Source organism: Acaryochloris marina MBIC11017, assembly GCF_000018105.1.
GTDB classification, from domain to species: Bacteria; Cyanobacteriota; Cyanobacteriia; order Thermosynechococcales; family Thermosynechococcaceae; genus Acaryochloris; species Acaryochloris marina.
Map to the genome: position 1 here is coordinate 3,601,520 of NC_009925.1, position 13,723 is coordinate 3,615,242.

At 47.8% G+C, this 13,723-nt stretch carries 9 protein-coding genes; 4 read left to right on the forward strand and 5 right to left on the reverse strand.

The annotated features are described in order from the left end of the window. The first annotated feature begins 53 nt into the window (after positions 1 to 53). A complete protein-coding gene (locus tag AM1_RS16110; protein WP_012163944.1) occupies positions 54 to 395 on the forward strand; it encodes a hypothetical protein in 342 nt (113 codons plus the stop codon). Between the two features lie 53 nt (positions 396 to 448). Here the strand turns inward: AM1_RS16110 and AM1_RS16115 are convergent, their stop codons facing one another. Further along, on the reverse strand, positions 449 to 742 hold the full coding sequence (locus AM1_RS16115; RefSeq protein WP_012163945.1) for a hypothetical protein: 294 nt from the start codon (positions 740 to 742) through the stop codon (positions 449 to 451). Positions 743 to 867: 125 nt separating this feature from the next. On the opposite strand from AM1_RS16115, the gene AM1_RS16120 reads away from it, so the two are divergent. Beyond that, positions 868 to 1,704, forward strand: a complete 837-nt coding sequence (locus AM1_RS16120; protein ID WP_012163946.1) for a helix-turn-helix domain-containing protein — start codon at positions 868 to 870, stop codon at positions 1,702 to 1,704. Positions 1,705 to 1,854: 150 nt separating this feature from the next. Here AM1_RS16120 and AM1_RS16125 read toward each other — a convergent pair whose 3' ends face one another. The 4 genes from AM1_RS16125 to AM1_RS16140 form a co-directional block, all read right to left on the reverse strand. After that, entirely contained in the window at positions 1,855 to 2,211 is a 357-nt protein-coding gene (locus AM1_RS16125) for a hypothetical protein (protein WP_010473602.1), read from the reverse strand. A gap of 276 nt (positions 2,212 to 2,487) precedes the next feature. Then, complete coding sequence (locus AM1_RS16130; RefSeq protein WP_012163947.1) at positions 2,488 to 3,381, reverse strand: sulfotransferase family protein; 894 nt, start codon at positions 3,379 to 3,381, stop codon at positions 2,488 to 2,490. An 87-nt stretch (positions 3,382 to 3,468) separates the two neighbouring features. Beyond that, a complete protein-coding gene (locus tag AM1_RS16135) occupies positions 3,469 to 5,001 on the reverse strand; it encodes a cytochrome P450 (protein ID WP_012163948.1) in 1,533 nt (510 codons plus the stop codon). A 107-nt stretch (positions 5,002 to 5,108) separates the two neighbouring features. Continuing rightward, a complete protein-coding gene (locus AM1_RS16140; protein ID WP_012163949.1) occupies positions 5,109 to 7,121 on the reverse strand; it encodes a lipoxygenase family protein in 2,013 nt (670 codons plus the stop codon). A 681-nt stretch (positions 7,122 to 7,802) separates the two neighbouring features. On the opposite strand from AM1_RS16140, the gene AM1_RS16145 reads away from it, so the two are divergent. Beyond that, positions 7,803 to 13,316 (forward strand): trifunctional serine/threonine-protein kinase/ATP-binding protein/sensor histidine kinase, encoded by a 5,514-nt coding sequence (locus AM1_RS16145; protein ID WP_012163950.1) that lies wholly within the window; start codon positions 7,803 to 7,805, stop codon positions 13,314 to 13,316. Further along, on the forward strand, positions 13,313 to 13,708 hold the full coding sequence (locus AM1_RS16150) for a response regulator (protein WP_012163951.1): 396 nt from the start codon (positions 13,313 to 13,315) through the stop codon (positions 13,706 to 13,708). The genes AM1_RS16145 and AM1_RS16150 overlap by 4 nt, the downstream gene beginning before the upstream one ends. Positions 13,709 to 13,723: the final 15 nt, after the last annotated feature.

Genomic DNA, 13,723 nt, shown 5'->3' on the forward strand with positions numbered 1-13,723 from the left:
TGCTTCTTTCATATGAAAAGCTAGACCCCTGCACTGCAACAGTTACTTTGATCATGGCTGAACATTATCTCTTGATATCTGATGACGTGCCTTTGGCACAATTCGAAAATGAAGAATCAGACATGTGGTATCTCTTCGGAGAAATTGCACCTATCCCATCGGGTAAAGTTGCTATTCATAAGATTTTCTCAGTTACAAAGCATCTAGAATTCAAAGTTGTATTGTGTGATTGGTCCCAAGGTTATCGATGCGATCTACAAGCTGGAACAAGCATCATTCCATGTGTATTGATGGAATGTAATCCACAACAAGTCATCCTCAGAATGCTCACTGCCTCTGAAACAATCGCTTGGTCAAAACAACACCTTCGGCCATTGTCCATCAGTGAATTTTGAATCGGTCTTAACTGTCCCTTGCTGGGAGTATCTGGTGTTGGCAGCCCTTACCGTTACTCTGGAGTAGTTTGCTGAGCGGTTACCAAATATAGGAGAGGACCAAAAGATCCCATCAATATCGTTGCCAGAATCCAAGGCCATGGATTGCGATTATTTTTCTTTGCCTCTGGAATCAACCAGCTTAACACTAGTCCTAGCGCAATCACCAAGTCTGTAAGCACTTGCCAACCGGCTGGGCTATAGCGGTTGTAATCTAAAATGCCCAGATAGCCGACCTGGGCCATGGCATACCCCGACAAAAGGGTAAAGGGAACCAGAATGATGAGCGCTATTTGTTTGTTGATCATAACTAACTCCTTGCAAGTGATCTGCATCTAGCCTGACCGCTCTGTTGGATAGCCGCAATAACCTCATAGGTCATTGAATTCATGATCGGTCTCGGTTGAGAATAGAGAGCAGAGTGGAGATATGCATGACCTCTGCCGACCCACAAAACTTTCAACATATTTGTCGCCATTGGCGTAAATTTAGGAAGCTATCGCAACTGGATTTAGCCCTGGCGGCTAATGTGTCACAACGCCATGTCAGTTGGCTGGAAACCGGGCGTAGTCATCCTAGCCGTGCTATGGTAGAGCGACTTTCAGAGGCCATGAATATCCCTTTACGGGAACGGAATGTGCTGTTACAAGCCGCTGGGTATGCAACAACCTATCGCGAAACGGCCTTGGATAAGCCTGTGATGAGGCCAGTGCTAGACGCACTGAATCATGTCTTGCAATACCATGCCCCCTTGCCAGCTATCGTGGTCGATCGCGGCTGGAACGTTAAAAAAGCCAATCAGGCCGCAGAACTACTGCTCAGCCTTGGGGGAGACCTGCCAGCATTTCAGAACAATGTAGGAGCAGATGAACCCCTCAATTTAGCCTTGCTAACGGTTCATCCCGAGGGGCTCAGGCAATATATAACCAATTGGGATCAGGTCTGGCCTTCGATTATCCGCCGACTGAGGCGTGAATCTCTGGCCTCGGGGGATCGAGCCTTGCAAGAGCAATTTGCCCAATATATCGAATTAGCTGGTCCAGAAGGTTATAGCGAGCTAGATAGTGCTAGTTTATTGCCCGTTTTACCCTTGGAACTGGATATTAAGGGGTTGGAACTGAGTCTATTTTCGATTATTGCGACCTTTGGTACACCCCAGGACATTACGACTGATGAACTTCGGATTGAAACCTTTTATCCTACCGATGCTAAAACCGAACAGTTTTTTCGGAACCATTATTTTGAGAAGTCCGTTGTAGGTGAAATGTAGTGGGGAATGACCCACGGATCACCTAGAGCCATCTTGCACAAAGCTCGGCCAAGGTTTGCCTACAACTATTGGATGTACTCCATCAAGAGCGCTATGATTGCCCTCCTGCGATGTGATTGCCTGCTGGATGACCTCAAGATGGCAGCGGTTTTATTCCCCCACAATTGTGAGCTTTGCCCATTGTTGAGGGTCGTTGCTGGTAAATAGCTGTAGAGCATCACCTGCAAAATCTGGATGGGGTGTCCCCAGTTCATAGATGGAATTTTTGGTGGTTACATACACCCGTCCTGCTTTGGTTAGGCATCCTTTGATGGGAGAAGATTTCAGCTTTTTCCCAGCCGGATACTTGGAGTGGTTAAAGATTTGCCCCTGAATAACGACTTGATTGCCGATATCAACGCAAAGCCACGATTCGATAATCGGTAGGCTGAGAGATGCAGTATTGGATGCAGTTAACGTGGGTTGAGAATGTTCTAAATAATAGTCCGTGATGTCATCAGCAATCATGATCAAGCTTGGTAGGGTTGATGCTCAGTCAGGGGAGGAGTTCTGTGGGCAAAGAACAACACAGCAGTGATGGGTTCAGATGTCTCTAGTCTAAGCAGAATCTCCCGCAGAAAGTACAGTAAGAATGCGGAAATCTATGCTGCCTGTCAGGCAGGATTGGAGTAGACTGACTAGTTAAATATTCGGAGTGATTGCGATAGCATTAATAAAATTGTTGCTGTTATTCGGCGTAGCTGTACTGAAGCTAGTAACGTTGGCTTTGATAAGTCTTTTAAATTAATTTTTGGTGTCGTAGAGAGTCTTCCAGTCTGGAAAAGTCATACCTAATAGATTGCTGAGATCTGCGGTTTGTTTGAGTTGAATGGGCCGGAGAAATTGAATTGCTTCCTGTAGATCTTCAGCATCCTTGTCTCGGTCCACTTCCCGAACTGCTAATTTGAGGCCAGAAGAGCGAATCTTTTTGGGGAGTAACGAGGCCAGTTGGTTGAAAGGCCATGTGTATCGCAGACGAAATAAAGCACTCTTTTGGTAGAACTGCTTTGGCGTTGCATGAAATTTTTCCGAGAGATTCTCAGGCGCAAAGGAGGCATCGACCCCCAGCCACTCAAACGTCTTGGTCATGCAGGCTTCCGCATTATTACAAAGTTCTTCAAAGGTGAGAAACAGAAATTGATCGGGCGAAAAATATTGAAAGTAATGGTTGAGCTGCTTGGGATAATTACTAACATCTTGATAAAGCGGATTATTCTGTACGGCTGTGAGTAGGCTTTGATTTTCGTTCCCTTGGCGAGTTTCATGCCAATAGTGACTCACCGTGCGCTCAATGGGGTCCCTCATGATGTAAATAAAGCGAGCTTGAGGGTTGAACTGGGCGATGCGTTCGGCCACATCTGTAATATGGGGCTCTTTGGCATACAGCGTACTCGATTCACCCAAAATTGTTGCCTCACCAGCACCCTCAAAGAGGCGGAGATATTTCTCTTCATTTCCCCACAGGCCGAGCTTTTTCATATTGGGCCAGTTCAACTGTTTGGGATGCACAAAATAGCAGGGCTCTTTGGGCTCACACATGAAAATAGACGGGTGATTATTGAGATATTGGTGCAAGGATGAGGTGCCCGATTTCATCGCACCAATAATAAACAGATTCGGTTTTCTTAAATCGCTCATGGTATTAATGTGGAGGCCGCCTTAGCTTCACTTCTTTCTACAGTAGCAGTTGGTTCTAGTCAATCTGCACGGTGAAAAATGGAAGGTTTATGACCGCAAGATAAATCGAGCTTTTAGCTGTCTAGGCACAGAGACGCCAAAATAAAATTCTTGGTCATGGGGCTGATCGCCAAATTCGATCTCTACTTTTGCTAACAAGGTGGCTAAGGTTAAGCGCATAAAGAATTTGGCAAAATCTTGACCAATGCAAGCTCGCTCACCTCGACCAAACGGGAAAAAGTAATCGCTACCATAGTCATTTTCGGCCAACGTTTTGGTATCCCAGCGTTCTGGCTGAAAAGAGTCTGAATCGTGCCAGTGGGGTGAGAGGCGATGGAGAAACCAGTTATTGATAAAAATTTGGGTATTCGCGGGAATCTCGTGACCAGCTAGATGGGTAGCGCCAACCGTATTGCGCGTAAAAAAGGGCACGGGCGGCCAGAGTCGCAGGGACTCTCGCAATACTTGTTCCACTGGGATACAGTTTTCCAGTCGTTCCAAGGTGAGGGGTTCTTTGAATAACCCGTCCAAATCGTGTTGAAGCGCTGATAGGGCTTGAGGATGCTGAAATAGCAAATGAAGTGTAGAGGTAATACCGCTGGGCGCAGAAACCGCTCCGCCTGGATAGACACCAGCGCAGAAGTTTCGCATTTGTTCAGGGGTAAAGGCAGAGCCTCCTCGTTTCAGAACCCAATCCAAGAGCGAACCACCAGCAGGATCGGCTTGAGTAGTTTCTAGCACTTCGCTAAAGCGTTGAAACCATTGGCGACTTGCTTCTTTATAATGCTTACCTTTGGGTTCTTCCGGAATCATCCAGTTGGCAATGGAGGATCGGTTCATGCGATCAGTGCCCGTTGCACAGAGGGTATTGAATTGTTCAAAGACATGATCGGGAAAGACTTGGCCTACGGTTGCCAGGGAAAAGCCGTCGAAGGCGAGCTTCTGAATGACCTCATAAGCGGGGAGCATTTCGGTCTCAGACTGTTTGACCAATGCCTCCGCCCGACTTTCGATAAAAACCTGCAAGGGCTGAATTTGAGTCTCCATCCACTCGCGGAAGTAGGTCATATTAAATGGATTATTTTTGACCAGATGCTGCCATTTCGATCCAGCAGTTTTGGCTACAAAAGGATGACTATCTGTCAGGATGGGGCGAAGGGCTTTGCGGGGGATATCTTTATAAAAATCAGCTTGGTTGGCCCGATGTTCATGGGAATGTGGGTTAGTCTGCTGCTGGGCCGTGAGCAGGACTTGTTGGATTAAATCGGGGTCGTTGAGAACTAAGGATGGCCGGGCCAAAATCCAGAATAAGGACAAGCCACCATATTGCTGCCCCTGTTCTCCTAGCACCTGCCAAATAGGTTTCCCTTGCTGCAGAGCCCAGACATTACCAATGGGGAATAGAGGCTGAGGGCCTGGAATCTGGCTGAATGCTTGGGTCTGTTTGCTAAAGATCCGCTGAAATAAGGTCTGGGAATAGGACTGTAACTTTGATTCTACCCACTGTCGGGGTTTGGCCTCTAGCTGTTTGAGGGTATTGTGCAGTCCTGCAGTGAGGGATCCGGCTGATAGACCTGTCATGGGAGTATATCCTCTTATGCTGATTATGCTGAATGGTTGCGGTTGCCACGAGGTAACCTGCCAGGGCCCATCGCGTTGGCAAGTGCATTTTTGATGGCGAGTAGACTTTAGATATTGATGCTCTGGGGAATGTTGGACGGCTGTAGGTAGCGGTAAGGGTAGGGGCGATGGCGGTTTCGTTCTGCGATCGCAGTTTCGATATCCAGTAAATTGGCTTGAAACCGATGCAGCGGAGCTTGCACTCGCTGATCAGAGAACCAAGACTTTTCGTATTGACCGAGTTGCGTATGGTAAATCTGCCCGAGCAAATACGTTAACTCCAGCTGATTTAAGGCCTGGTGTAAGGAGGGCAGTTGGTTGAGCCGATCCTGGGAAGACATAGCTGTCGAGTTGGGAGCGGGCTGGTAGCCTGCTAATGGCATCCCTGGGGTATAGACCATGATGTCGCCCTGGGGAAAATTCACAGCGGCATGTTGGGCACTCGCGGTAAAGATGATCAGCGTGAGGGCTTGAATCAAGTAGGCCTGGGTTCGCAATTGTCCATCCTCACCAAAATCTGGGACTCGGCCACCCTCTTCAGCCTGTAGCTCCTGCGCCCAAGCCTGAAGGGCCGCATCTGTTTGCACGGAGTCATCTGTTGGGTAGTACAAGCTCACATAATCAGTGACCCAAGTTTCGATGGCCTGCCAAATCAGCAATGCATCGTCTCGATAGGGGTGGATGGGAAGCGCCTCTGCATTATCCAAACCCAGTTGCCGCAATTGTTGGGGCAGCATGGCCTGATTAAAGGAATAGCTTTGTACTCCCTTTACGGCTAAGACCCTGGCACAGTCGATAGTGGCAGCCAAGACCGTATCCACTCCACCTTCTGGCGCCATTAACATGCTTTGAGCACCGTTGTTGATACTTAAGGTGCCTTCAAAGTGAGGCCGAAGCAGGACACTCACGGGATGAGACGGCAGTAGTTGGCGATGGGTGGCAATTACAAACGGGCTAATAAACAGATGGGTTCGACCCAAATGGGTGACGGCCTCATGGTAATTGCTGTCTGCAACTTGCACGCAGGTCTTCGCCATGTCCCAGGCCTGTTTTTGGTCTGGATTCTGATCCGTAGGCGGCGTCAGAATCGGTGTTTCAGGCCCTGGAGATTGGCGGCATTGAATAGCGATGGGCTGGAGATTTCGGCAGGGGGCATCAGCTGAGGGAACGGCAAAAAGGGCGATGGGAGCCGAAATATATTTTTGCTGATCGGGGTAGTTACCATTGATCGCACCAGCCAAAATAGCATAATCGGCGATGTATAGACGGCCTTCGGTGATTGCTATTTGCAGAGAATCGTCTTCTCCCATTACGGTCTGATAATGCTGATTGGTAACTGGGAAATGAGAGCAGAGGATGTCTCCCGATAAATGGCGGACTTGTTGCAGCAAAACAGGATTAGGACCGGCTACTCGCAAGTAAGCAAAAAACTCATCTTCTTGAAAGTATTCGGCACACTCCGGTAACGGAATCGTTGCAAACTGCTGATTAAAGTCTGCTATTGAGGTAGGGCGATCTTGTCCACATTCATGGGCTAGATGTTCTTTTAAGTTCAAGTGCAGAATCCGTAATAGATCATGCTCTAAATGGGCGGCTAAACTGTGCAGCAAGCTTTCGGCATCAGAAAACGACAACCGTAAACCGTTAAGCAAAGTCGTTGGCGCTGTTTTCAGCAGATGCCAGATGAGACGCCACCGCACCTCGGGGCGTTGTCTCAAGATATCCACCAAGGTTTTGCGAATGAGGCGAGAAGCATGCTGCTCTGCTTCATGCTCATGGTGGTGATTATGGGCGCCAACAATGGCATTCGAGAGAATCTTGAACATGGTACGGATCAACTTTGACCACCAAGCCCTAGAGGGGAGTTCCTCTTTGGGTAAGCGATCCACCATGGCCACAGGGGCAATGTGACTATAGTTGTATTGATATTTGCGTCGAGCTGCTTTTAGCGCTGCGGGGATAGGCTCCGGCTGGGTCGGATTAGGACGAGTGGGGGCCAGAGTGGGTTGATGTTTGTCCTGTTGAATTTCTACAGGTGTGATTTGGGTCGGCAGGCCAGTGAGGGAGTACTGATGCGTCATTGTTGATCCGGTCTATGTGTGTTCTGACGTAAATGGCAACTGCCTGTGATCAGGGGTGTAGGGATAATCCGTAGCAGCTACCGATTCAGCTCTAGTGTTCCCAAGTCTGGCCTAGATTTTACTGTCGAAATAGCTTGAAGTCTGGGCAAGCTTGTACTATCTAGATTGATAACTATTTAGTCTCTAAATGAGAAATGTTTGTATTAAAACCGATGTCAATTGAATTGTGATAAATCGAGTTATAGACTTATTCTTAATGGTTAGCTAAAAGTGAGGCGACTGAGTGCCGCTGACGCTTCATTAAGCTTAGTATTGCTAGGCATTTATTGATTAATGCTGATATCGATTTTTAAATCGAGAGAGATGCAAAGAATGGACTATTCAAATGTAAAATATCTAATTTTCCGTTTTTATCAAGATTTTTTGGGTTTGTGACGGCTCGATTAAAAAGCAGTCTTAGAAGGCTGATATAAATATTACAGTTACAACTATGCCTCATTAATTTGGTATCTATCCATCGTGGTCCTTGTTTGCTGAATAGTCTTGAAACCATAACAAAGAAATTTCTGAGATCTTGCAAGTTTTAGGTGCGTTTGGGGAACATCTAGATTGAAGCAATTGCTTATATTTTTCTTTTAAGAAAAGTTAGTTATTCTATTTCCTGGCTTGGAGCAATAATTGATGTTGGGGACAATCGCGGACTGTCGTCTGGTTGAGCATCTCTATGAGAGTGAGAATTCTATTGTGTATCGGGGCCAACGACAGGCTCAGCCACATCAGGTCATTCTGAAAGTCTTGAAAGAAGATTACCCAACCGCTTCAGAACTGACTCGGTATCGTCAAGAATATGAGATTACCCGCAGCCTCGAACTCGAAGGGGTGATCAAAGTGTTGGGGCTAGAACCCTATCAACGAACCCTAGCCATTATTTTGGAAGATGTTGAAGGGGTGTCCCTGAAGTCTTATTACCAGGGAAAGGTGGTGCCGTTGGTAGAGTTTCTACCCTTAGCCATCAGTATTACCGAAGTTTTAGGTCGGATTCATGGACATAATGTCATCCATAAAGATCTGAATCCTAGCAACATCATTTTGAATCCAGATACGCATCAGTTACGGATCATTGATTTTGGCATTTCTACCCAACTCAGCCGGGAAACAACCATCCTTAAAAACCCCCAAGTTCTCGAAGGGACGCTGCCCTATATTGCGCCTGAACAGACGGGGCGCATGAATCGCTCTCTGGATTATCGGACGGACTTTTATGCATTGGGGGTGATGTTTTACGAGCTACTGACGGGACAGTTACCTTTTACGGCTGAGGATCCGCTGAAATTAGTCCATTGTCATTTAGCGCAACAGCCCACCCCTCCCCATCAAGTCAATTTCGACATCCCTAGGGTGTTATCTGACTTGGTGATGATCTTGATGTCGAAAACCGCCGAAGAACGGTATCAGAGCGCATTCGGAATCCAAGCTGATTTGGCGACCTGTTGGCAACAACTGAAGCAAACAGGGGAAATTCGAGCCTTTCCGCTTCGGACCCAGGACCATTCGGATAAGTTTCATATTCCGCAAAAGCTCTATGGGCGGTCCCAAGAAATTGCGGCCTTATTAACGGCCTTTGAGCGGGTCAATCACCCCCAAAATCCAACCAAAGGGAGTGAGATGATGCTGGTGGCGGGGTATTCCGGGATTGGCAAATCGGCGCTAGTCGCAGAAGTCCATAAACCGATTACCGAAAAACGAGGATATTTTATCTCGGGGAAATACGATCAATTTCAGCGAGATGTGCCTTACTCGGCTGTTATCAGTGCGTTTCAAGATTTAGTCAAGCAACTCCTGACTGAAAGTGAAACCCAATTACTCCAATGGCGACGACAATTGCTGGCAGCTTTGGGACCGAATGGCCAAGTCATCATTGATGTCATCCCTGAAATTGAGTTGATTACAGGGGCTCAGCCTCCAGTGCCTGAATTGGGACCTGCAGAAGCTTTGAACCGATTTAACCTGGTATTTCAAAATTTTATTCGGGTGTTTTGTACCCCAGCCCATCCCTTAGTGGTGTTCTTAGATGATTTGCAATGGGCTGATTCCGCCAGCTTAAAGTTGATCAAGTTGATGATGACGGATCGGCAAATGCGATCTCTGTTGCTCATCGGTGCTTACCGTGATAACGAAGTCGATGCGACTCATCCCTTGATGACCTTGGTGAAGCAGCTCTGGCAAGAAAAAGTCAACATCAATACGATTACGCTACAGCCTCTCTCTCAGCTGCATTTGTGCCAGCTGATTGCGGATACCGTTCACCATAATTTAGAGACCACCCTCTCCTTAGCGGAGTTAGTCCTCAATAAAACGGAAGGAAATCCCTTTTTCGTCAATGAGTTTCTGAAGAATCTCTATGGGGAAGAGCTGTTGCAGTTTAATCCCCGCGCTCAACAGTGGGAATGGGATATGGCCCAAATTCAGTCTCAGGATCTCACGGATAACGTGATTGAACTGTTGATTAGCAAACTGAAAAAATTACCCCCTGCCACCCAAGATGTTTTGCGGTTGGCTGCTTGTGTGGGGGCTGAATTTGATCTGCAGACCCTGAGCCTAATTCGTCAGCAATCCCATGCCGAGGTATTTTCGGATTTGAAAGTCGCGATTCAGCTTGGGTTGATCTTTGCCCAGTCTGAGCTCAATGATGCATTAGTGATTACGGATTTTCGCTTTGGTCACGATCGAATTCAACAAGCCGCTTATGCCTTAATTGATACCGATAGCCGTTCTGCAGTGCACTTGAGAATTGGCCGTTTGTTATGGCATAACATGGAAACGGAACAACTGGCAGAGCGCATTTTTGAGGTGGTGGACCATCTCAATCAGGCCCTCCCCCTGATTACGGATCTAGACGAACAAGATCAGGTCGCTCAACTTAACCTCAAAGCGGGCCAGAAAGCAAAATCAGCGACGGCTTACGGTGCTGCCGTCCGGTATCTGCAAACGGGATTGAGTTTGGTGGGAGAGACGGGATGGCAAAATGCCTATCCCTTAACCCTCCAGCTCCATCAAGAAGCAGTTGAAGCGGCGTATCTACACCAAGATTATCCCCAGCAAGAACAGCTAACGACCGTGGTGCTGCAGCAGGCCAGAACCGTGTTGGATATGGTGAAAGTCTACCGGGTCAAAATTTTAGCCCGTTCTGCTCAGAATCGCCATCTAGAGGCAACGGATATTGGCTTTGAGATTTTGGAGCGGCTAGGGGTCACCTTTGTAGACCCCACCCCTGAGAACTTGCAGCAAGAGTTGGAGCAAACCAAGCAGCTCTGTGCGGACCGCTCGATCCAAGATTTGATCCGTTTGTCTCCTATGACTGCAGAGGACAAACTAGCAGCCATGCAGATTCTCTCGGATATCTTGTCCTCTGGCTATCAAGCCTCTTTTGAACGCTTTATCCTCAGTAATCTGAAGCAAATTCACTTATCTCTCACCTATGGCAATACGGCCCCTTCCGCGTTTGCCTACGACTGTTATGGCATTACCCTCTGTGGAGTCGTCGGAGATAGTGAAGCAGGTTATCAGTTTGGCCGGTTGGCCTTACAGGTGGTTGATAAGTTTCAGGCGAAAAAGACCAAGAGTCGGGTGGTTTTTGTGTTCAATGCGTTTGTACGCCACTGGACAGAGCCCCTGAATTTGACGATTCCCGATTTGCATGAAGGGTATCAAATTGGTTTAGAAACCGGGGATTTAGAATATGCCAGCTATTCCCTCTGTTGGGAGGCAATGCATTCTTTATTAACGGGGGAGCAACTGTCAGATTTGGCGCTGCGAATGCTGGAGTTTCAGCAAGCCATTGCCGGTTTTCAACAGGCCGCTTGCCTCCTTTATCTCCAAATTTTTCAACAGGTCACTGCTCATTTAACTGAGCCCAACTTGGATCCGACCCGCTTGTCTGGGACGTACCTACAAGAACGACAGGTCCTTGTGGACAGTGCGGATAATAAGCTAGCCTTAGCATTCTTTTATACCTTGAAAGCTCAGGTGGCTTACCTGTTGGAACAGCCTAAGACGGCTTTAGAGAGTACCAAACAAGCGGCGGCCTATGTGGACGGTATGACGGCTGCAGCGACGGTTGCCAGCCTCAATTTTTACGATTCTCTGGCCCGGTTAGCTCTCTATGATGGGCTACCCCCTGTAGAGCAAGAGCAGATGTTAGCAGTCGTCGCTACGAATCAAGATCAACTGCAGAAATGGGCTAACCATGCACCTGCCAACCATCAGCATAAATATTGCTTAGTAGAAGCAGAGCGGTATCGCGTCTTGCGGCAGCTACCGCAGGCGGGGGAGGCTTATGATCGAGCGATTGCCCTGGCACAATCCCACCATTACCCTAATGAAGCCGCCTTAGCTAATGAGCTGGCAGCGAAGTGTTTTCTGCAGCAAGAGCGAGATAACTTTGCTCGGGTGTATCTGAATGAAGCTTATTACGGGTACTACTGCTGGGGGGCCACGGCTAAACTACGTCAATTAGAAGCCTCCTACCCTTACCTCCTGGCCCAGCAGGTAATCCATTCCCAACAGGGTACTATTCCCACTACACCTCTAGCCGCGGCAGCATCAACGAGTACCATTCGCACGGGGCAAGCTTTGGATCTGAATACGGTCTTGCAGGCTTCACAGGCGATTGCAGGGGAAATTGTCCTCGATAAGCTATTGATGACCCTGATCAAAATCCTTGTGCGTAATGCGGGGGCCCAAGTAGGGCATTTAATTTTAAATGTGGAAGGCAGCCTTGTTATTGAGGCATCGTTTAATTCTCAATCTGACCAGGGTCAGGTGCTGCAGTCTCAGCCTATTGCGGATCAGCTTCCCGACAGTATCATCAACTACGTGCTTCGAACCCAGGAGAGTGTTGTCCTTCGACAGGCCACCCAAGACAGTAACTTTGGCTTGGATACTTATATTACGACCCATCAGCCCAAATCGATTCTTTGTGCGCCGCTTCTGAATCAAGGACAGTTGAGCGGGATTCTTTATTTAGAAAATAATCTGACGACGGGAGCCTTTACGGCGGATCGCCTAGAAATTTTGCAGCTCCTGTCAGGACAGGCTGCGATCGCAATCGACAATGCCCGCCTGTATACCAACCTGGAAGAGAAGGTCGATGAACGGACTCAGGAACTCTCCCAAGCCTTAGAAGATCTACAGCTTGCTCAAGAAGGACTGATTCAGTCAGAAAAAATGGCGGCATTGGGACAATTGATCGCGGGCGTGGCCCACGAAATTAATACTCCTCTGGGGGCGATTCGGTCTTCGATTGAATATATTGCTAATTTTCTCGATCAGCATCTGACCACCCTGCCGCAATTTTTTCGAGAGTTACCCATCGAGCAAGCCGAGCAATTTCAATCCCTGTTGTTACGCGCCTTAACCCCTTCACCGACTCTGTCTGGTCGTGAACGACGCCATACCCGTAAGGCAATCGCCAAGCAACTCACCGAGCAGAAGATTTCATCGGCGGAGTCTTTAGCCAGTTTATTGCTGGATTTAGGGATTTGCGATGACATCCATGATCTCCTTCCTCTCCTGTCTGAACCCGGGAGTGAACCCTTATTAAAGATGGTGCGACAGTTTACGCGGGTGCGTGAAAGTACACGGGATATTGCGACCGCTAGCGATCGTTCTGCCAAAATTGTGTTTGCTCTGAAAACTTATGCCCGCTATGACCATAGCGGAGACAAGATTGAAGCCAACATCACGGACGGCATTGATGCGGTCTTAACCCTCTATCACAACCAAATCAAACATGGGGTAACGGTCCATCGCTCTTTTGCCGAGATTCCCCCCATTGCTTGCTATTTTGATGAACTGAATCAGGTGTGGACCAACCTCCTTCATAATGCCCTCCAGGCCATGGACCATCAAGGCACCCTTGATATTGATGTCAGTCAACAGGCAGATCAAGTCTGCGTCAAGATTACTGATAGCGGGCCTGGCGTTCCCCTGGAGTTAAAAGGGAAAATTTTTGAGCCCTTTTTCACCACTAAACCCCCTGGCGAAGGCAGTGGCTTAGGTCTTGACATTGTCCGCAAAATAATTGACAAGCATCAGGGTACTCTAAGCTTGGACTCCGTTCCTGGTCGCACAACCTTTACGGTGACCTTGCCCATGTCTGCCAATCTGACCCCTCAACCGACTCCAGCCCTATGACTAAACTGGCTATTCTTTGTGTTGACGATGAAGTCATTATTCTCAACAGTCTCCTACGACAGCTGCAAACTGCTTTTGACGATCACTACATCTATGAAACGGCTGAAAATGCCAGCGAAGCCTTGGAGCTGATTGAAGAACTTCAGGAAGAAAATACAGATCTGTTAGTGATTGTGTCGGATTGGTTAATGCCTGGGGCAAAAGGAGATGAATTCCTGATTCAAGTCCACCAGCAGTTCCCAGGGGTCGTCAAGATTTTGCTGACTGGTCAAGCTGATGAAGCAGCAGTAGAACGAGCGCAGTCCCAAGCCAATCTGTTTAATTGTTTACGCAAACCCTGGAATGAAAGTGATCTGATCCAATGTATTCAATCAGCCTTAGGAACAGTGTAAAGACTAATCAGGACG

What these genes read in the sequence shown, in the direction of transcription:
- AM1_RS16110 (WP_012163944.1), top strand. Translation starts at nt 54, where the DNA reads ATGGCTGAACATTATCTCTTGATATCTGATGACGTGCCTTTGGCACAA.
- AM1_RS16115 (WP_012163945.1), bottom strand. Translation starts at nt 742, where the DNA reads ATGATCAACAAACAAATAGCGCTCATCATTCTGGTTCCCTTTACCCTT.
- AM1_RS16120 (WP_012163946.1), top strand. Translation starts at nt 868, where the DNA reads ATGACCTCTGCCGACCCACAAAACTTTCAACATATTTGTCGCCATTGG.
- AM1_RS16125 (WP_010473602.1), bottom strand. Translation starts at nt 2,211, where the DNA reads ATGATTGCTGATGACATCACGGACTATTATTTAGAACATTCTCAACCC.
- AM1_RS16130 (WP_012163947.1), bottom strand. Translation starts at nt 3,381, where the DNA reads ATGAGCGATTTAAGAAAACCGAATCTGTTTATTATTGGTGCGATGAAA.
- AM1_RS16135 (WP_012163948.1), bottom strand. Translation starts at nt 5,001, where the DNA reads ATGACAGGTCTATCAGCCGGATCCCTCACTGCAGGACTGCACAATACC.
- AM1_RS16140 (WP_012163949.1), bottom strand. Translation starts at nt 7,121, where the DNA reads ATGACGCATCAGTACTCCCTCACTGGCCTGCCGACCCAAATCACACCT.
- AM1_RS16145 (WP_012163950.1), top strand. Translation starts at nt 7,803, where the DNA reads ATGTTGGGGACAATCGCGGACTGTCGTCTGGTTGAGCATCTCTATGAG.
- AM1_RS16150 (WP_012163951.1), top strand. Translation starts at nt 13,313, where the DNA reads ATGACTAAACTGGCTATTCTTTGTGTTGACGATGAAGTCATTATTCTC.